18 protein-coding genes are annotated in these 18,276 nt (G+C 37.2%); 4 read left to right on the forward strand and 14 right to left on the reverse strand.

The window, feature by feature from the left end; all coding sequences use genetic code 11:
* Positions 1–18: 18 nt before the first annotated feature.
* The 7 genes from FC88_RS01250 to FC88_RS01280 form a co-directional block, all read right to left on the reverse strand.
* Positions 19–798: an inositol monophosphatase family protein gene (locus FC88_RS01250; protein WP_057811997.1), complete on the reverse strand. Its 780-nt coding sequence runs from the start codon at positions 796–798 to the stop codon at positions 19–21.
* Positions 785–1,075 carry a UPF0223 family protein gene (locus tag FC88_RS01255; RefSeq protein WP_057811998.1) on the reverse strand — a complete coding sequence of 97 codons (291 nt, stop codon included), beginning with the start codon at positions 1,073–1,075 and terminating at the stop codon, positions 785–787. Before FC88_RS01255 ends, FC88_RS01250 begins: the two co-directional genes overlap by 14 nt.
* 123 nt (positions 1,076–1,198) lie before the next feature.
* Positions 1,199–2,626: a dihydrolipoyl dehydrogenase gene (lpdA, locus tag FC88_RS01260; RefSeq protein ID WP_057811999.1), complete on the reverse strand. Its 1,428-nt coding sequence runs from the start codon at positions 2,624–2,626 to the stop codon at positions 1,199–1,201.
* A gap of 6 nt (positions 2,627–2,632) precedes the next feature.
* On the reverse strand, positions 2,633–3,907 hold the full coding sequence (locus FC88_RS01265; RefSeq protein ID WP_057812000.1) for a 2-oxo acid dehydrogenase subunit E2: 1,275 nt from the start codon (positions 3,905–3,907) through the stop codon (positions 2,633–2,635).
* A 25-nt stretch (positions 3,908–3,932) separates the two neighbouring features.
* A complete protein-coding gene (locus FC88_RS01270; RefSeq protein WP_057812001.1) occupies positions 3,933–4,910 on the reverse strand; it encodes an alpha-ketoacid dehydrogenase subunit beta in 978 nt (325 codons plus the stop codon).
* A 2-nt stretch (positions 4,911–4,912) separates the two neighbouring features.
* The gene (pdhA, locus tag FC88_RS01275) at positions 4,913–6,016 is read right to left on the reverse strand and encodes a pyruvate dehydrogenase (acetyl-transferring) E1 component subunit alpha (RefSeq protein WP_057812169.1); all 1,104 of its coding nucleotides are present in this window, start codon (positions 6,014–6,016) and stop codon (positions 4,913–4,915) included.
* A 161-nt stretch (positions 6,017–6,177) separates the two neighbouring features.
* Positions 6,178–7,176, reverse strand: coding sequence for a D-2-hydroxyacid dehydrogenase (locus tag FC88_RS01280; RefSeq protein WP_057812002.1), 999 nt, complete (start codon positions 7,174–7,176; stop codon positions 6,178–6,180).
* 246 nt (positions 7,177–7,422) lie between these two features.
* Between FC88_RS01280 and def the strand changes: the two genes are divergently transcribed.
* The 4 genes from def to FC88_RS01300 all read left to right on the forward strand — a co-directional run bounded on the left by def (position 7,423) and on the right by FC88_RS01300 (position 11,013).
* A complete protein-coding gene (gene def, locus FC88_RS01285) occupies positions 7,423–7,983 on the forward strand; it encodes a peptide deformylase (RefSeq protein ID WP_057812003.1) in 561 nt (186 codons plus the stop codon).
* Positions 7,984–8,119: 136 nt separating this feature from the next.
* On the forward strand, positions 8,120–8,332 hold the full coding sequence (locus FC88_RS01290; RefSeq protein WP_010020092.1) for a DNA-directed RNA polymerase subunit epsilon: 213 nt from the start codon (positions 8,120–8,122) through the stop codon (positions 8,330–8,332).
* Between the two features lie 3 nt (positions 8,333–8,335).
* Positions 8,336–10,027: a ribonuclease J1 gene (gene rnjA, locus FC88_RS01295; protein WP_057812004.1), complete on the forward strand. Its 1,692-nt coding sequence runs from the start codon at positions 8,336–8,338 to the stop codon at positions 10,025–10,027.
* Between the two features lie 41 nt (positions 10,028–10,068).
* Positions 10,069–11,013 carry a diacylglycerol/lipid kinase family protein gene (locus FC88_RS01300; protein WP_057812005.1) on the forward strand — a complete coding sequence of 315 codons (945 nt, stop codon included), beginning with the start codon at positions 10,069–10,071 and terminating at the stop codon, positions 11,011–11,013.
* Between the two features lie 53 nt (positions 11,014–11,066).
* Here FC88_RS01300 and recD2 read toward each other — a convergent pair whose 3' ends face one another.
* The 7 genes from recD2 to FC88_RS01335 all read right to left on the reverse strand — a co-directional run bounded on the left by recD2 (position 11,067) and on the right by FC88_RS01335 (position 18,273).
* Entirely contained in the window at positions 11,067–13,445 is a 2,379-nt protein-coding gene (recD2, locus tag FC88_RS01305; protein ID WP_057812006.1) for an SF1B family DNA helicase RecD2, read from the reverse strand.
* The gene (locus FC88_RS01310; RefSeq protein WP_057812007.1) at positions 13,432–14,100 is read right to left on the reverse strand and encodes a tetratricopeptide repeat protein; all 669 of its coding nucleotides are present in this window, start codon (positions 14,098–14,100) and stop codon (positions 13,432–13,434) included. The genes recD2 and FC88_RS01310 overlap by 14 nt, the downstream gene beginning before the upstream one ends.
* 7 nt (positions 14,101–14,107) lie before the next feature.
* The gene (locus FC88_RS01315) at positions 14,108–14,758 is read right to left on the reverse strand and encodes a histidine phosphatase family protein (RefSeq protein WP_057812008.1); all 651 of its coding nucleotides are present in this window, start codon (positions 14,756–14,758) and stop codon (positions 14,108–14,110) included.
* A 139-nt stretch (positions 14,759–14,897) separates the two neighbouring features.
* Positions 14,898–16,016 carry a tRNA 2-thiouridine(34) synthase MnmA gene (mnmA, locus tag FC88_RS01320; protein ID WP_057812009.1) on the reverse strand — a complete coding sequence of 373 codons (1,119 nt, stop codon included), beginning with the start codon at positions 16,014–16,016 and terminating at the stop codon, positions 14,898–14,900.
* A gap of 14 nt (positions 16,017–16,030) precedes the next feature.
* Positions 16,031–16,366 (reverse strand): hypothetical protein, encoded by a 336-nt coding sequence (locus FC88_RS01325; RefSeq protein ID WP_057812010.1) that lies wholly within the window; start codon positions 16,364–16,366, stop codon positions 16,031–16,033.
* A gap of 56 nt (positions 16,367–16,422) precedes the next feature.
* Positions 16,423–17,571, reverse strand: coding sequence for a cysteine desulfurase family protein (locus FC88_RS01330; RefSeq protein ID WP_057812011.1), 1,149 nt, complete (start codon positions 17,569–17,571; stop codon positions 16,423–16,425).
* A 12-nt stretch (positions 17,572–17,583) separates the two neighbouring features.
* The gene (locus FC88_RS01335) at positions 17,584–18,273 is read right to left on the reverse strand and encodes a 5'-methylthioadenosine/adenosylhomocysteine nucleosidase (protein WP_057812012.1); all 690 of its coding nucleotides are present in this window, start codon (positions 18,271–18,273) and stop codon (positions 17,584–17,586) included.
* Positions 18,274–18,276: the final 3 nt, after the last annotated feature.

Below are 18,276 nucleotides of genomic sequence, written 5' to 3' on the forward strand. Positions count from 1 at the left end.
AATGACTGTCACAGTTCACTAACGCGTTTTAAGTGTCTTTAGCGCTTCAGAAGCAACCTTCTGAGTACCAACTATTACGACTTGTGATTCTAACATATTTATTGGGGAATCGTCAATACTTACGACACTCATCCCCGCTGCTTCACACAGAACGCGTCCAGCGGCTAAATCCCAAGGAGCTAAGTATGACATATACATGACTTCTTTTCCAGTTAAAAGGTGTCCAAAGATGATTCCTGCACTACCATAAACTCTCAGTCCACTGCTCTTTTTTATGACTTCTTGAACATCAAATCTGTTTGCCAAAGCCATTGGAGCTGATACGTCAACTAACCCTTCTATCAAGGATAAGTCTTTTGGAAAATTAATCGCTTTTTGATTGATGAACAGTCCAATTTCCTTACCACCATGATAAATTTCATTATCCATAACGTCTATGATAGCACCAATTAATGGTTCACCGTCAATGTAAGCGCCAATCATTGAAGCAAAATCATCTCCGCGCTTAACAAAGTTCATTGTCCCATCGATTGGATCGACAAAGAAAACTAAGCCTGACATATCTTTAACTAAGTCACCGTAACCTTCTTCACTAACAATCGTAGCTTCTGGATAAGCCTTTTTAATTTCAGTATTAATAAACTTCTCAGTTTTTTTATCAAAATTAGTTACTAAATCATTACGATTCTTTTTCGTACCGACAGACATTTTTTTTATAGAATCTTCTCGTAAATTAGCTCCAACTTGAGTTAATAATTCTACTAAAAATGTATCGATCTCTTTGCTATCTACGTTCATTTCGAATCCTGACTTTCTCACTGTTTTTGTCTTTTTGACATTGCTTGAAGACTTGATAAATTGAGTAGCCTGACTGGGTCTCAAACTCCTTATCAAGACGCTTTTGCTCCATCTTCATGGGTACTACTTGTTGGAATGAGCGGTATTTTTGCAAAAATTCATCTCGCTTGACACTGGACTCATAGGCCTTCTCGACGGCGTTGTATAAATCTATCACTGTGACAATATCTTTTTGACTCCAAGTCTCATCAAGCGGATAACTGTAATTATCTTGCATTGAAATAACCCCTTTCATTTATTCTACTATACAAAAAAAGCGGTGCAATTGCATCGCTTTTAGCTAAATCATTTTATTTAGTTTACAAAATATCTTATTTTGGCTGCTAAACGCATAACTGATTTAAATGTGTGTTGGATAGCCAATTAAAATATCGGCTGCTTCTTGAATTGGTTCACCAAGAGTTGGATGTGGGTGAATCGTGAGAGCAATATCTTCTGCATTCAATTGACAATTAATTGCAACACTCAATTCAGAGATCAAGTCACTAGCACCAGGTCCAACGATTTGTCCACCAAGAAGCGTACCAGTATCTTTTTGAGCAATCAACTTAACAAAGCCTTCAGCAGCATCTAGGGAAACCGCACGAGCATTACCAGCAAATGGGAATTTAGCAACTTTGACATCGATACCTTGGTCTTTAGCATCTTTTTCTGTCAAACCTACACTAGCAAGTTCTGGATCAGTGAAACAAACTGCTGGAACACCAATGTAATCATTAGCAGTATTCTTACCTGAAATTGCACCAGCAACTGTCTTAGCTTCAAAGAATGCCTTATGAGCCAAAGCTGGTCCAGGAGTAATGTCCCCAATAGCGTAAATATGATCAACTGAGGTCTTACCTTGTTCATCGACTTCAACTAACCCTCTGTCGGTAGTTTTGACATTAGTCATTTCAAGACCAAAGTTGTCAGTATTTGGACGACGTCCGACTGTTACCATACAGTAATCAGCACTGATCGTAGTTGGAGTACCATCTACTTCATAAGTAACATCAACGTGATCGCCCTTATTTTCACTCTTCTTAGCCATAGCGTTAGTAACAATTGTAACGCCTTTTTTCTCAAGGTTCTTCTTAACGATAGAAACCATGTCTTTTTCGAAGTTAGGAATGATATTTGGAGAACCTTCAAGAATCGTTACATGAGAACCAAGATCAGCATAGGCACCAGCAAGTTCTGTTCCAACATAACCACCACCGATAATGATGAATTCCTTAGGAACTTCTTTCAAATTCAAGCCACCGGTTGAATCAATTACGCGGTCATCGAACTTGAAACCTCTAATTTCAATAGGACGACTACCAGTTGCTAAAATTAAATTCTTGAACTTGATAGTTTGACCACCACCGTTGTCCATGAATTGTCTAGGGCCACTTGGCATGACACGCAATTGTGTATCACTGTCCAGATATGCTTCACCATTGATCAATTCCACGTGATGTTTCTTTAAAAGCATTTGAACACCATTAGTCATACGTGCCACAACTTTTTCATCTTTCCAAGCTTGTGTCTTAGTAAAATCTATCGTAGCGTCACTAGTTGTAATACCATAAGTTGATGAATCTTTGGCTTGTTGAAGTCTGTGACCAGCTGTGATCAAAGCCTTTGAAGGCACACAACCAACATTCAAACAAACACCACCAACAGTATCTGACTTCTCAATAACTGTTACATCTTGTCCTAATTCTGAAGCTCTGATTGCTGCAACATAACCACCAGGGCCTGATCCAATAATAACGGTATCTTTTTCTATTACATTTTCTGCCATTTTAAATTAGCCCTCCATCAATAACATGTCTGGATCGTGCAACAATTTTTTCAATAAGTTCAAAGCATTTTGAGCTAAGGCACCATCGATCAATCTGTGATCATAACTTAGTGATAACTTCAACATCTTACCTACTTGAATGTTGCCGTCCTCATCTACATAAGGTTCATTAGCAATCTTACCGACACCAAGGATTGCTACTTCAGGATAGTTGATAACTGGAGTAAACCAACCACCGCCAATTGAACCAACGTTACTGATAGTAATTGAACCACCAGACATTTTGTCCATACTCAATTTATTGTCATAAGCAGCTTGTGAATTTTCGGTGATTTCTTTGGCAATTTCAAACATGCCTTTAGAATCAACGTTTTTAACATTTGGAACGTAGAGTCCGTGCTCTGTATTTGTGGCAATTCCAATATTGTAATAGTGTTTGTAGACGATTTCTTCTGTTGAATCATCGATTGAAGCATTCAATTCTGGATATGCTTTCAAAACAGCAACTAAAGCTTTGGCAATGTATGGCAAGAATGTCAAATGAATCCCTTTGTCAGCAGCGATAGCTTTATATTTCTTGCGGTTAGCCATCAAAGCGCTTACTTCAACATCATCAAAACTAGTTACGTGAGGAGCTGTGTGCTTACTATTGAGCATTGCTTTTGCAATTGCTTTTCTAGTCATCGACATCTTTTCACGAGTTTCTAATTCAGGAGTTGCTGACTTGTAAGGTGTTATTGGTTGAGCAGGTGCACTTGGAGTAGTTGATGCACTAGCAGTTGCTTGTTGTGGTGCAGCAGCTTGTGGGTTACCACTCTTGAAGGCATCAACGTCAGCTTTAGTAATCTGACCATGTTTACCGCTAGGAGTTACTTGACTTAAATCAACACCCTCGTCTCGTGCATATTGACGAACTGATGGCATAGCCAAATATTTAGCATTAGCTGATCCAGTTGCGGGTCCAGCTTGCTCTTTAGTCTCAGTTGGCTTTTGTGCTTCTTTAGTCTCAGCCTTTGGTGCTTCATCTTCACCATCATCAGCTGATCCATCATCGATCACGATCAAAGTGTCTCCAACTTCGACTGTCTCGCCTTCTTTAGCTACAATTTGTTTGACAGTTCCGGCGACTGGAGATGGTAGTTCTTCAACTGATTTATCATTTTGAATTTCTACCAAGGAGTCATCTTCTTTAACGGTGTCTCCTTCCTTAACTAGCCAGCTAGCAATTTCACCTTCGGCCATTCCTTCGCCAAGTTCTGGTAATTTAAATTTGTAAGCCATAGTTGTTTTCCCTTCCTTCGATTAATTAGTAGTTGAGAATCTCATTTACTTTTTCTTCAATTTCTTTGGCACGTGGAATCCAAATGTCTTCACCTAATGCAAATGGATAAACACTGTTTGGTGCTGCAACTCTACCAACTGGTGCATCGAGAGAAAGAATAGCGCCTTCAGCAATAGCTGATGCAACTTGTGCGCCAACTCCGGCCATCTTTTGAGCTTCTTGAACAATTACAACTTTATGAGTTTTTTCAATTGATTTGAAAATCGTTTCTGTATCAATTGGTGAAACGGTTCTAAGATCAATAACTTCAACTGAGATGTTCTTTTCAGCCAAACTATCGGCAACTTTTAGTGCCTCATTTACTTCAGCACCATAAGCAACAATAGTAATGTCATTTCCTTCACGGATAACATTAGCTTTATCCAATGGAACTGTATATTTGCCATCAGGAATATCATCTTTCATTGAACGATATAACTTCAAATTTTCCATGAACAATACAGGATCATTATTTTCAACAGAAGAAATCAACAATCCCTTAGCATCATATGGATTACTTGGCATAACGACACGAAGTCCGGGAACTCCAGTAAAGAAGTTTTCTAGATTATCAGCATGCATTTCAGCTGTATGTGTTCCACCACCATAAGGCGTACGAATCGTTACTGGAGCATTTTTTAAACCGTCGAATCTAAAACGCATTCTAGCTAATTGACCGGCAATTTGATCAACAGCTTCAAACGAGAAGCCCATAAATTGGATTTCTGGGATTGGACGCCAACCTGTCAAACCTAAACCAGTTGCAAGTCCCATAATTCCTGATTCAGCAAGTGGAGTATCGAAGACTCTATCTTCACCATATTTTTCTTGAAGTCCTTGAGTAGTTCTGAAAACACCACCATTTTTACCAACATCTTCACCGAAGATCAATGTTTTTGGATCGTCTTCAAGAACAATGTCTAAGGCATCTGTAACTGCTTGGATATAAGTTTTCTTAGCCATTTTTACTTCGACTCCTTTGCTTCAAATTTGTCAATTTCTTGTTTCATTTCTGGAGTTGGAATTTCAAAAGTACGTTTCAACATATCGGAAACTTTATCGGCAGGAACATTATCTGCTTCTTTAATTGCATCCTTAAATGATGCTTTGTATTCTTCAACTAATTTGTCTTCTTCATCTTCTGACCAAAGTCCCTTATCTGTAAGAACCTTTCTGAGACGAATCAATGGATCCTTTTCAAACCAAGGTTGTTCTTGATCCTTAGTTCTATAACGTTTAGGATCATCACCTGCACTTGAGTGAGCGCCAAAACGATAAGTTAAGGTTTCAATTAAGACTGGACCATTGCCAGCAACCATGTAGTCACGGGCTGCCTTAGCAACTGCATAACAAGCTAAGATATCCATCCCATCGACTTGAACGCTAGGAATACCAGCAGCAACAGCTTTTTGAGCCAAAGTTGGAGCAGCAGTTTGTTTTGCACGAGGTGTTGAAATGGCAAAACCGTTATTTTGAACAATAAACAAAACAGGAGCTTGATAAGCACCAGCAAAGTTCATTCCTTCATAACTATCACCTTGTGAAGTACCACCGTCACCAGTATATGTGAAAGCAATCGTGTCTTCTTCTTTATTCTTCTTGATACCAAGTCCAACACCAGCAGCTTCAACATAAGCAGCACCGATGATAATTTGTGGCATCATTGAGCGAGCTTTAAATTTATTACCTAAAACGTGACCTCTTGACCAAAGATAAGCTTCTGTTACGGTAGCTCCGTGTTGAATCAATTGAGGAACATCACGATAAGCAGGTAGAAGATAATCTTGTTTCTTCATTGCGAGAACAGTTCCCATCTCAGAAGCTTCCTCACCTTCAGTTGGGGCATAAAATCCCATGCGTCCTTGACGTGAAAAGTTCATTGTCTGTTCATGCAAAGCACGTTCCCAGACCATTTTCTTCATGAATTCAACTAAATCCTCATCTGAAAAACTATCAAAGACTTCTTGATCTGTAATTTCAGCATTTTCGTTCAATACTTGAATGGGTTTTGAAACATTTGATAAATTATTTTTAATTGCTTCAAAATCAACAATTGGTTTATTTGCCATTCTCCACAGTCCTTTCATAAAAAACTCATCCCTTGTGAATGTTTGTAAGGGCTTTCATATAATTTTAGTCTAACATTGATCTGTCAAAAAACAAGTAGTTTCAACGTTCTTGGCACAAAAAAAATCCAAATTATTTTTTCATTAGTTTGTGAAAATCGTAACTATTTATCCAAATTTATTTCATTTTCAGAGCTTCCATCCTTTAATTCACTGACCATTGAATTTAAAGAAACAGTCGCCATATTTTTTACAGCTTTTGTTGTATAAAAGGCAATATGAGGCGTTAAAATAATTCGATTGCTCTTAATTACTCTTTCTAGAAGTTTATCGGTGAATTCTTCATCGCTTAAATCAGTGTTAAATACACCGACTTCGTTCTCATAAACATCCAAAACTGCACCGTAAAGCTTTCCATTTGCAATTGCGTCATAGAGATCAGTGGTGTTGATCAAATCTCCACGAGCTGAGTTAACTACGATAGCATCGTCTTTCATTTCAGCAATCGTATCTTTATTGATAACCGTGTGACCTTTGCCAAGGCTTGGAATATGTAGAGTTACTACATCGGATTCTTTTAATAAAGTATCTAAATCATCAACATATAGACCCTGTTTTTCAATTTCTGGATTGTGAAATTTATCATATGCAATGATTTTTGCACCAAATCCTTGATAAATTTTTATAGCTGCTCGACCAATTCTGCCGGTACCTGCCACCCCGACTGTTAATTGATTCAACTCACGGCCAATATCTGGTGCCCATCTGAAATCATGTTGATCAACTTTTCTGATCATATGTTTAAAATTACGTAATAATGCCATCAATCCTGCAACTGAATATTCAGCGATAGCTTCTGGCGAATAGCTTGGAACATTAGTTAGTCGAATGTTATTTCTCTTTAGAGCCTCAAATGGAATATTGTCCACCCCAACATTGCGCAACGACAAAACGTGAATTCCAAAATCGTTCATCGTATCAAAAATTTTTTCATCATATGGTAATTGTTGATAAGCAACGATCCCATCATATCCTTGTGCCATTTTGACTGTTTCTGGCGTTAACAAATCAGTCACGATTTTTACTTCAATATTGTTAGTCTTAGACCATTCTTGAATATATTTCTTTTCATCTTCCCTGACGCCAAAATCAATTAGCTTCATTAACAAAACCTCCAGCCATCTTTTTATTTATGTACCAATATGAAATCGGTAACATGTACATTTATCATTTTAGCATTATGGTAGTTGTTATAACAAAGAAATGACCTAGTAAAATCCTTTAAAATGGTTGCGCTTACTTACTTTCTTTTCTAAAAAAATTTTTCATTTACTTCTTTTTTTTAAGAAAAATAATCTATAATAGATATACTAAGGTAATTTTGTACAATTTAACATTTGGAGGAAACTATGTATTTTATGAAAGATATCGTCCGTGATGGCGATCCCGTTTTAAGAAAAGTTGCAGAAAAGGTTCAATTCCCACTAAGTGAAGAAGATAAAGCTTTAGCGGCTAATATGATGGAATACCTCGTTAAGAGTCAAGACGAAGAATATGCTGAAAAACATCAATTAAGAGCTGGAGTTGGTTTGGCTGCACCTCAAGTTGGCGTTTCAAAGATGATGGCTTCTGTTTTGGTTCCTAATGAAGAAGATCCTGACAAGCCACTTCTCAAGATGACTTTGATCAATCCAGTTATCATCAGAAACTCCGTGCAAAAGGCTGCTTTATCTGAAGGTGAAGGCTGCCTATCAGTTGATAAAGATGTTCCTGGATTCGTACCACGTGCTGACCGTATCACTATCAAATATGATGACTTCGAAGGCAACTCACAAACTATGCGTGTCAAAGACTACCCTGCTATCGTTTGTCAACACGAAATAGATCACTTAAATGGTCACTTATATTACGATAAGATTAGTAAGACTGCCCCATTTGAATTAGATCCAAGTACTGTAGTCATTTCGTAATGGTAGTTCAGTATACTTAGATAACTTATTATGGTAGAATTGTGCTATCTATTGAATAGTGCACAAATGGACTGGAAAAGAATTACCGAATGAGACTGACTTGTTTCATTCAATTTGATTAAAGGAGAATTATATATTGATTTATAAAGTTTTGTATCAAACAAGTGAACTAGACAACCCCCGTCGTGAATTTACACATTCACTCTATATGGACGCTGCTTCAAGTATTGAAGTACGTCAAGCAGTAGAAGATAACACTGACTATGACATCGAATTTATTCAGGAGCTCGATGAAAAACATCTCGAATACGAGAAAAAGAGCCCTGACTTTAAATTAACGGAGTTTTAGTTAATGTCCTTTAAAGTTAAAAATAATGAAGTTGCCGTCTTTGCCATCGGGGGCCTTGGCGAGATCGGTAAAAATATGTATGGAGTTCAATATCAAGACGAATTGATCGTTATTGATGCCGGAATCAAGTTTCCAGAAGATGAACTTCTCGGAATTGACTATGTCATTTCTGATTACAGCTACTTAGTAGAAAATAAGGATAAGATCAAGGGTTTATTTATCACTCACGGTCACGAAGACCATATTGGTGGTATCCCTTATCTCCTTCAACAGCTTCCTAACATCCCAATTTATGCCGGTCCATTAGCTTGTGCATTAATTAAAGGTAAATTGGAAGAACATGGTCTATTAAGAACAACCGAAATGCACGTCTTACATGAAGATGACGTCATCAAATTCCCAAAGACTAGTGTTTCATTCTTTAGAACGACTCACTCAATTCCTGATACCTTAGGTATCGCTGTTCATACCCCTCAGGGAATTATTGTTGAAACTGGTGATTACAAGTTTGACTTGACACCAGTTGCTGGATTGCCATCACCTAATTTACAAAAAATGGCTGCACTTGGAGCTAAAGGTGTTTTATGTTTACTATCTGATAGTACTAATGCAGAAATACCTACTTTTTCTAAATCGGAACGGTCTGTTGGATTAACAATCCATCAAATCTTTGAAACAATTCAAGGACGGATCATCTTTGCTACTTTTGCTTCTAACATTTATCGTATTTCTCAAGCGGTCGATGCAGCGATGCAACAGAACCGAAAAATTGCCGTCTTCGGTCGAAGTATGGAGCAAGCCATTGAAAATGGTCGTGAACTAGGATATTTGAATATTCCTGATAGTATGTTAATCGATCCTCATGCTTTGAACCAAACTCCAGCATCTGAAACTTTGATCCTATGTACTGGATCACAAGGTGAACCATTAGCTGCTTTGAGTAGAATTGCCAATGGTACTCACCGACAAATTACTATTCAACCAGGTGACACGGTTATTTTCTCAAGTAATCCTATCCCTGGTAATACGATCAGTGTTAACCATTTAATCAATCAACTTTCAGAAGCTGGTGCTGAGGTTATTCATGGTAAAGTCAACAATATCCATGCTTCTGGTCACGGTGGCCAAGAAGAACAGGAATTGATGCTTCGTCTAATGAAGCCTAAGTTCTTTATGCCAATTCACGGTGAGTACAGAATGTTAAAGATTCACACAGAATTAGCTGAATTGTGCGACGTACCACAAGATCACTCCTTCCTTTTGGAAAACGGTGATGTTTTAGCCTTGACCAAAGACACAGCACGTGTAGCTGGACACTTCCCTGCTGGAGATGTCTACGTCGATGGTAAAGGCGTTGGCGATATCGGAAATGTTGTTATCCACGATCGTCAAGTTCTTTCAGAAGAAGGAATGGTCGTTGTCGTTGCTACGATCGATTATCAAAAACACATTGTCTTAGCTGGTCCTGACATTCTTTCACGTGGTTTTGTTTATATGCGTGAGTCAGGTGAATTGATCAATCAAGCACAAAAGCGTGTTTTCCATTTGATTAAAAATGCTTTTGACGATGAAAATGAAAAAGTTACTGAAGCAACATTAAAACGCATCATCATTGAAGGATTACAAGAATTCTTGTACAAGCGTACAGCTAGAAATCCTGTTATCTTGCCAATGTTAATTGGAACTTCAATCTAAGTAGATCATTTGATCTACTTTTTTTATTTAAGGGTATTCAAATGAGTAAAACTACAAAAATCGAAATAATTTTAAATCACCACGCTGGTAATGGTTTAGCAATTTCTGCCTGTCATAAAGTAATAAAATTTCTAGAAAAGAATAATCTCAATTATGAGATACACAAAACTCTAAAAGATGGTGACGGAGTAAGAATTGCCAAACAGTTAGCTAATCATCCAAATAACAGTAAAATCATTGTTATTGGTGGAGATGGAACATTAAATCAAGCCGTTAATGGCGTCAAACAATCCAATTACCCGAATACCGCTTTAGGATATATTCCTGGTGGTTCTGGCAATGATTTTTGTCGTGGCATCAAATTAAAGATCAAAGATCCTGTGATTTTGTTACAAGCCATTCTCTCAATGAAACAGCCTCAGATATTTGATGTGGGTAAAGCTTATAACAACGATTTTTCTCATTATTTTATCAATAATATTGGCATCGGTTTTGATGCTCGAACGGTTTATTATACAAATCATTCTGAACGAAAAGACTTTCTCAATAAATTACATTTGGGGACATTATCTTACTTCACTAATTTACTAAAAGTTATCAAAAAACAACCGGCCTTTGGTTTAGATGTTGCTTATAAAAATCACCAAAAACATTTTGATTCTGCTTATATTGTGGTTGCTACGAATCATCCTTATTTTGGTGGTGGCTTTGCAATTGATCCAACTGCCACGCCTTTCAATCACCATTTGAATTTGATCGTTGTCAAAAAAATCACTGGCATGACTTTTATCAAATTGTTCAGCAAATTATTGACTAACGGTTCTCACCTACAAGATAAAAACGTTTGGCATATTGAGGGTGGTCAGTTTTCTCTTCATAACCAGACGAATCAATACGGACAGATGGATGGCGAAGAATTAGATCAGCATGAATTTAATTTTAATTTTGAAATCAGTCACCATCCCTTTTGGCTACCAATCAAATAATCCCTACACAAAAACCTCGCTAGAATGCATTGTTTCATTGCACTCTAACGAGGTTATTTTTTCTCCAAAAAATCTTGAGGAGTTATATGTTCCATACCAATCATCGGATCAATCGCATTGTTCATTATCATGTCTAAAGTCAAACGATAATCGATTAGCGCTTGTTCTTGTGTTTCTTTTGGTGGTGTATCTGGTCCTTTAATCTTAAATGTTGTAAAAATCCTTTGTTTCAAAGTGGTTTGACGTTCACTCGACTGGTCTTTGATTGAACGCTCAAAAGTTGACCTATCGCCTACCATAATCAATAATCTCTTAGCACGTGTTACTGCTGTATACAACAAATTACGGCGTAACATTCTGGATTCTTCATTAACTAGTGGCAGAATTACCATTTCAAATTCTGAACCTTGAGATTTATGAATTGATGTACAGTAAGCTAATGATATATTAGTCCAATCTTTGCGATTCAAAGTAACTTCATTTCCATCAAAATCGATCACTAACTGATCCACGTGGTCAGTATTTTCTTTAGCGAGGATGATTCCCACAATTTTACCGATTTCGCCATTGAACACGTTATCTTCAGGCGTATTGACTAAGTAAACCACTTTATCATTAATTCGATATTTAACATTTCCCATCGAAACTTCTTTTCTTTTTGGCTTCATTGGATTAACGACGTTTTGAATCACATAGTTTAAATTATCGATCCCAGCTTGACCACGATACATCGGTGCTAAAACTTGCACATCAGCAATATCAAAGCCACGCTCACTTGATTTTGAAATAATCTGTGATAAAACATTTGGAACGTTACGGCTGTCACAGTTAATAAAACTACGATCGGCCCTATTTTGAAAAATACCATCAACGACAATCCCTTCATTTATATCATGAGCTAATTGAATAATCGTTGAATTTTCATCTTGACGGTGAATATTTTTTAAAATTGTTGTAGGAAAAGCGTCACTATTAATCAAGTCGGCAAATACTTGTCCCGGTCCAACCGAAGGTAATTGATCGCGATCACCTACTAAAACGATCTGCGTTCCAGGTTGTACTGCTGTTATCAATACTTTAAACAGTTTAGTATCAACCATCGACATCTCATCAATGATCAACAATTTACAATCCAAACTAGGTTCAGCATATTCATCATCTTCAGTCCCAGTAAGACCTAATAAACGATGGATCGTCATAGCCGGTAACCCCGTAGCTTCGCTCATATGTTTAGCGGCACGACCGGTTGGAGCAGCCAAAGCGATTGCATAATCATCTGAATTTGGATCAAGCGGCATATCATTTAGTTCTGCATAAGCAGCCACAATTGCATTGATAATCGTTGTTTTACCAGTTCCCGGACCACCTGTCAAAAGAAAAATTGGATGGGTCAAAGATTGCCGAATAGCTTTTTCTTGAGAATCATCATATTTAACTTTAAATTGTTTCTCAATTTTTTTAAGCTCTTTTTTCATCTCTCTTTCTTTCCAAGAGACGCCCTTAAAAGTATCTGTGATCATTTTTAAAGATTGTGCAATCGACCACTCAGAATCAGACAGATCTTTTTGATAAACATTGCCATCTTCAACTAGTAAAACACCATTTTTAACTAAATCGCGCAATCCTGCTACTAGTTTTTTTGATAAATCATCCGTCGAATTATTACGTAAAACGCCCATAACTCGTCTAATCAATTCCTGACCATCGACATAAGTATCGCCGGTTTCGTTGATCATTGAGCTAGTCATTTGAATCAATGCACCTTTAATTCTTCTAGGGTCATCGCCAGTTATCCCTAAACGTCGAGCTAACTCATCTGCTCGTTTGAAACCGACACCTTTAACGTCTAAAACTAGTTGGTAGGGATCAGCTTGGATTTTTTTCAGTGTTTGGACTCCATATTTTTGATAGATCCTAGCACTCAAAGTGGGCCCAAAACCATAATTATTCAATTGATATAAAGCTTGTTCTGTTTGATGATTGTTAGAAATCTGTTCAATTATTTGTTGCGTTTTTTCAGCACTTAATTTTAAGAAATCTAGAGCATGAGGATCTTTGATGATCTTATCAATAGCATCATTTCCTAATTCATCAACGATTTTTTCAGCTTTTTTCTTTCCAATGCCAGGAAACTCATCACTGGAGAAAAAACTAATTAGTTCCTTTCGACCATTAGGACGACTTCTTTGATACGAAGTGGCTTGAAATTGTTTGCCATATTTAGGATGGTCAACAATTTGCCCCTCAAAACGATACTCTTCTTCTTCTGATATTTCGCCAAAGCTTCCTGTCACAACAATATCTTTAGCATCCCAATCAGTATTTGTTTTTTTTATTTTAATTGTAAAAATTTTGTAGAGATTTTCTGGGTTCTCAAAAAAGATAGCTTTGACAGTGCCTAAAAAATATGGTGTTTCATTACTGTCTGTCATCGCTATCTCCTTGTTTTTTAATGAATTCTTGTAAATCAGCTAGTTTTTTTTCATTCTTTAAATAATACTTCTCATCTAATTTTTTAGCTTGTTTCAAATAATTTTGATAATCCTTTTTGAGATTCATCGCACACAAAGCCATATTGAAGTAAAATTTGGCCGTTGGTTGGATTTTATTGGCAGTTTGATAAAAGGACAAGGCCTCTTGAAAATTGCCGTTAGCGAGCAATAAATCAGCTAGTAATTCATTGGATTGTAAATCCTTTGGTGATTTTTCCACCGCTGTTAAAGCATACATAATTGCTAATTGACGCTTGCCTTGTTGGTCCAAAGTTTTGGCCATCATGAAATAAGCTTCAAAAGCATAATCATTATTAACTAACTTTTGAAAAATATTGTTAGCTTTATCATACTTATCTGCTAAATAATAGACATTACCCAAATTATAAAGTAAATCTTGATTGTCTTTAAATATTTCTAACGAACGAGCTAATAATTCCTCAGCTTGTTCTAAATCTCCAGCTTGGACCAAATACGTCGATAATTGTAAAATTTCAGGCAATTGTTTTGGGTTTTGATTCAGATCCGCTACTAGCAACTTAACAGCAGCTTCTTTATCACCTTGATTAAATAATTTTTCTGCTTGTTTGTTCATAATTACCTCAAATAGTATCTGAACTATCTAATTGTTTATCCAGATAACTAGTTTCATTCCACTTGATTAATTTAAATTGGCCATCTTGGTATTGTAAATGAGTCAGACTAGTATTGGAAAGACCACCATTTTTACGAATGTCACAAATTTTAGTTCCTAATAATGATTGGATCAACGTCACTAAAGCAGCTCCATGACTGACGATGACAAGATTACTGTCAGGATCATTTTGAGCAACGATCTTTTCAACAGCAGCTGTAGTTCTATTAGCAACTTGTTCGAACGATTCACCCTTGATTAAATCATAATCATAATCTTTGGGCTGATGTCTAAAGGCATAAATCACTTCTGGCATTTCATTTTCCAATTCAGAAAATTTACGACCTTCCATGATGCCTAAATCAAATTCTCTAAGACCATCAACGACATCAAACGGTATTTGACGATTTAAATCTTTGATCAAAGTTTGGGCGGTTGTTTTAGCACGTGGCAACGGACTGGAATACATGTGGTCGATATTTATATCCTGCAATCTTTTTGCCAGTAAACTAATATCATGTAAACTTTCTGGCAAAAGTGGTGAATCACCGTGTCCACCTTGATATTTTCCTTCTAGATTCCATTCGGTCTTCCCGTGTCTGACAAAATATAATTCCATTTTATTCTCACCTTACAAAGTTAATTACCTTTAATTATCGGTTTTTTGGAAGATTTTTTCAAGCCAGAGCGTATTTTACTGAAAATAAAAAAAAGCGATCAATATTGGCTATTCCAGTCAATATCAATCGCAGTAACTTTTAGATGTATTGTAACTTCTTTTCTGCCATGTAAGCACAATCGATAGTTGCGCCACCTAGGCATTCCTCGCCGTCATAGAAGACAACTTCTTGTCCTGGTGTAATTGCACGAACTGGGTTGTCAAACTCAACATTGACCTTACCATCGCCTAAAACGTGAACTGTAACACCAGTATCTTGTTGGCGATATCTGAACTTAGCTGTGGCATGGAAAGTATCACCGTAGTCTAAAGCGGTGATAAATGACAAGTCAGATGCGTCCAAATGATCGGCATATAGTCTTGGGTTGTCGTATCCTTGGTCGACATAAAGAATGTTCTTGCTCATGTCCTTACCAACTACAAACCATGGCTCGTTTGATTTACCATTTCCACCGATACCTAGGCCTTGTCTTTGACCGATCGTGTAGTACATCAAACCGGCATGATCACCCTTGATCTCACCATCTGGTGTCATCATCTTACCAGGTTGTGCAGGCAAGAATTCACTTAAGAATTGACGGAAGTTTCTCTCACCGATGAAACATACACCAGTTGAGTCTTTCTTCTTAGCAGTGGCTAGTCCAGCTTCTTCAGCAATACGACGAACCTCTGACTTTTGCATACCACCGATTGGGAACAAAGCCTTTTGTAATTGCTCTTGTTGAACAGTACTCAAGAAATAAGTTTGATCCTTATTTGCATCGCCACCACGAAGCAAGTGAACCACACCGTTGTCATCACGGAATGATTGTGCATAGTGACCCATAGCGATGTAATCAGCGTTTAATTTGTTAGCATAATCCAAGAAAGCCTTGAACTTAACTTCTTTGTTACACATAACATCAGGGTTTGGTGTTCTACCCTTACGATATTCTGCCAGGAAATACTCGAACACACGGTCCCAATATTCCTTTTCAAAATTAACCGAGTAATAAGGAATACCAATCTTATTGGCAACCTTAGCAACATCCTCATAATCCTCGGTAGCAGTACATACACCAGAGTCATCAGAATCATCCCAGTTCTTCATGAAAACTCCGATAACCTCATAGCCTTGTTGTTTCAAAAGAAGTGCACTAACTGACGAGTCAACGCCACCACTCATACCTACTACAACACGCTTCTTCTTATTATCCATTTGAAAACCTCATTTTATTTAACTAATACGTTTTTTTCTTTCAAAAAGTTCATCAAGTAACGATAGTCACTGACTTCTTTTTCTGTATCTTTAATTTTGAACATATTGATACTGTGCATACCACTTTTATCAGTGATCGACAATTTCAAACTGTCTAGATTTTTGCTAACCACGGCACGCAAATAATATCTAGCATCATATGGAGATGACCCATTGATTGGGTGTTCCAAACGAAAACTACCTTTATTTGTTTCCATGAAGCCTGAATCTAATAGTGAATATTTTTTTACTTCGGGGTTAAGTTCATAAACTTCTTGATCCCCTTGTACTTGAGCTTGGCGTTTATCCATAATAATCATCCCTCATAATCAAATTTTCTCTTAATTATAAGTTTGAATAAAATTGCCTAATTAGTCAAGTCTTGCACGATTTTAACTAGTTTATTGGCAAATTCAACTACTTCTTCTTCAGTATTGTCTTTACCAAAACTGATTCTAACTGAGTCATTGATTTTTGGACTGTCTTCACCATACATGGCAACTAAAACATGCGATGGTTCAAGACTTCCCGCGGTACATGCAGAACCTCCAGAAATTGCTACTTCGTCAAGATCTAATCTCGTCAATAAGACGCCACGATCAATTCCTGGCAAATACAAATTCATCACGTGATTTAAAGCATGTTTATCTTTGGGTCCATTGATGTCAAAATCAATTTTATTCTCTGTCAAGACCTTTTGAATCGTTTGTTTAAATCCAAAATAACGATCTTGTCGAGCTTGTTTTTCTTCCGGAGTAATCAATTCAACAGCTTTGGCAAAACCAGCGATGGCAGGAACATTTTCCGTTCCCGCACGACGTTTAGTTTCTTGATCGCCACCTTTAATAAAAGATGGAATATGAATATCATCATTGATATACAAAAAGCCGATGAATTTCGGTCCATTAATCTTATGAGCCGAAGTCGATAACATATCGATGTGTTGGCCTTTGACATCAATATCTTCCATTCCAAATGCTTGTACAGCATCGGTGTGGAAATATGCTTGATGGTCTTTTAAGACTTCACCAATTTCTTTAATTGGATTCATCGAACCAACTTCATTATTACCGTACATGATCGTTACTAAGATCGTATCGTCACGTAAAGCATCTTTGACTTGTTGAGCAGTCACTTCACCATGTTCATTAGGCTTTAGATAAGTTACTTCAAAACCTAAAGTTTCTAAATAAGCTAACGGTTTAAGAATTGCTTCATGTTCAATTTCAGTCGTTATGATATGTTTTCCTAGTTTTTGTCTAGATAATGCTGTTTGAATTACAGCGGTATTGTCGCTCTCAGTTCCACCACTAGTAAAGACAATTTCTGAGTCTTTAGCGTTGAGACTTTGAGCAATCGTATGCCGGCTTTCATCCAAAACTTTTCGAGCTTGACGACCAAAATAATTGGTAGCAGATGCATTACCAAAATTATTAGCCATCTGTTCACTGATTACATCGACTACAGGTGTAGCCATCGGTGTGGTGGCAGCATTATCTAAATAAATAAATGCCACAATAAATCCCCTCTATTCTTGGTCTAAAAAGTTCAATAACATAGTTACTGATTTGCGTCCGGCTTGTAAAACAAATTCGTCAAAGTTTACACTAGCATTTTCGTCGCCCACATCACTCATTGAACGAATAACAACGAATGGTGTTTTGAATTCAACACAGACTTGAGCCACAGCTGCGCCTTCCATTTCTGATGCCAAAGCATCTGGGAACGACTTTTTAATTGTAGCAATTTTTTCTTTTCCGTCAACAAATTGGTCTCCGGAAACGATCAAACCAATTTTACTAGTCAAGCCAGTTCTCTTTGCAGCTGCTGCGATTGCTTTAACGTAATCAGGATCAGCCTTGAAATAAAGGTCTTTTTGAGGAAGTTGTCCTACTTTATAACCAAAGCCAGTTGCATCAACATCATGATAAGCCAATTTGTCAGAAATAACGACGTCTCCAACACTCAAACCTTCACCGATACCACCAGCTGAACCGGTATTAACGACAAAATCTGGTTGATAACGATCATTCATCAAAGTAGCTGTCATACCAGCTTGAACTTTACCAATGCCACTTTGAGCCAAATATACTTCATGATTCTTATAACTGCCTAGAGTAAATTCGACTCCAGCAACAGTGACTGTTTGAATGTCTGTCAAAGACTCCTTCATTAGTTTGATTTCTTCTTCCATAGGGACGATTACGCCAATTTTCATACT

Origin of the sequence: Companilactobacillus futsaii JCM 17355 (genome assembly GCF_001435505.1) — a bacterium.
In the GTDB taxonomy this organism is placed as follows: domain Bacteria; phylum Bacillota; class Bacilli; order Lactobacillales; family Lactobacillaceae; genus Companilactobacillus; species Companilactobacillus futsaii.

Coding starts and splice junctions, on each gene's coding strand:
- FC88_RS01265 (WP_057812000.1), bottom strand. CDS start 3,907: ATGGCTTACAAATTTAAATTACCAGAACTTGGCGAAGGAATGGCCGAA.
- recD2 (WP_057812006.1), bottom strand. CDS start 13,445: ATGACAGACAGTAATGAAACACCATATTTTTTAGGCACTGTCAAAGCT.
- mnmA (WP_057812009.1), bottom strand. CDS start 16,016: ATGGATAATAAGAAGAAGCGTGTTGTAGTAGGTATGAGTGGTGGCGTT.
- FC88_RS01325 (WP_057812010.1), bottom strand. CDS start 16,366: ATGGATAAACGCCAAGCTCAAGTACAAGGGGATCAAGAAGTTTATGAA.
- FC88_RS01310 (WP_057812007.1), bottom strand. CDS start 14,100: ATGAACAAACAAGCAGAAAAATTATTTAATCAAGGTGATAAAGAAGCT.
- def (WP_057812003.1), top strand. CDS start 7,423: ATGTATTTTATGAAAGATATCGTCCGTGATGGCGATCCCGTTTTAAGA.
- rnjA (WP_057812004.1), top strand. CDS start 8,336: ATGTCCTTTAAAGTTAAAAATAATGAAGTTGCCGTCTTTGCCATCGGG.
- pdhA (WP_057812169.1), bottom strand. CDS start 6,016: ATGGCAAATAAACCAATTGTTGATTTTGAAGCAATTAAAAATAATTTA.
- FC88_RS01280 (WP_057812002.1), bottom strand. CDS start 7,176: ATGAAGCTAATTGATTTTGGCGTCAGGGAAGATGAAAAGAAATATATT.
- FC88_RS01270 (WP_057812001.1), bottom strand. CDS start 4,910: ATGGCTAAGAAAACTTATATCCAAGCAGTTACAGATGCCTTAGACATT.
- FC88_RS01335 (WP_057812012.1), bottom strand. CDS start 18,273: ATGAAAATTGGCGTAATCGTCCCTATGGAAGAAGAAATCAAACTAATG.
- FC88_RS01300 (WP_057812005.1), top strand. CDS start 10,069: ATGAGTAAAACTACAAAAATCGAAATAATTTTAAATCACCACGCTGGT.
- lpdA (WP_057811999.1), bottom strand. CDS start 2,626: ATGGCAGAAAATGTAATAGAAAAAGATACCGTTATTATTGGATCAGGC.
- FC88_RS01255 (WP_057811998.1), bottom strand. CDS start 1,075: ATGCAAGATAATTACAGTTATCCGCTTGATGAGACTTGGAGTCAAAAA.
- FC88_RS01315 (WP_057812008.1), bottom strand. CDS start 14,758: ATGGAATTATATTTTGTCAGACACGGGAAGACCGAATGGAATCTAGAA.
- FC88_RS01250 (WP_057811997.1), bottom strand. CDS start 798: ATGAACGTAGATAGCAAAGAGATCGATACATTTTTAGTAGAATTATTA.